Annotated in this window: 1 protein-coding gene; it reads left to right on the forward strand. The window is 51.1% G+C overall.

Annotation, left to right across the window (positions count from 1 at the left end; translation table 11 throughout):
• Window positions 1-650 (forward strand): glycoside hydrolase family 2 TIM barrel-domain containing protein (locus tag R7Z50_RS28250; RefSeq protein WP_318149851.1); only part of this gene is annotated, 650 nt, incomplete at both ends.

Consider the following 650-nt stretch of genomic DNA (forward strand, 5'->3'; position numbering starts at 1 on the left):
GACCTTAGCCGAATCACCAATGATCCTGCTTGGGAAGCGGTGTTTGTCGATCGCGCAGTGCGTCATGTTCATGCGCAAAAGAACCACCCTTCTATCATCATGTGGTCACTCGGTAACGAATCGGGTTATGGCTGCAACATCCGTGCGATGTATACCGCGACCAAAGCCATTGATGACACCCGTTTGGTGCACTACGAAGAAGACCGCGATGCTGAAGTCGTCGATGTGATTTCGACGATGTACTCACGCGCTCAACTGATGAATTACTTTGGCGAACATCCACACGAGAAGCCGCGCATCATCTGCGAATACGCCCACGCGATGGGTAACGGGCCGGGTGGTCTGACGGAATACCAAAACGTGTTCTATGCGCACGACCACATTCAAGGTCACTACGTTTGGGAATGGTGTGATCACGGCATTCTAGCGCGTGATGAACACGGTCAAGAGTTCTACAAATACGGCGGCGATTATGGCGACTACCCAAACAACTACAACTTCTGCATGGATGGTCTGATTTACCCAGATCAAACCCCGGGCCCTGGCCTGAAAGAATACAAACAAGTCATTGCACCGGTGAAAATCCGCGCCGTTGAAGGTTGCTATGACCGCTTTATCGTTGAGAACAAATTGTGGTTCTCCAACCTCGA

The organism is Vibrio sp. 1249-1 (genome assembly GCF_033340495.1).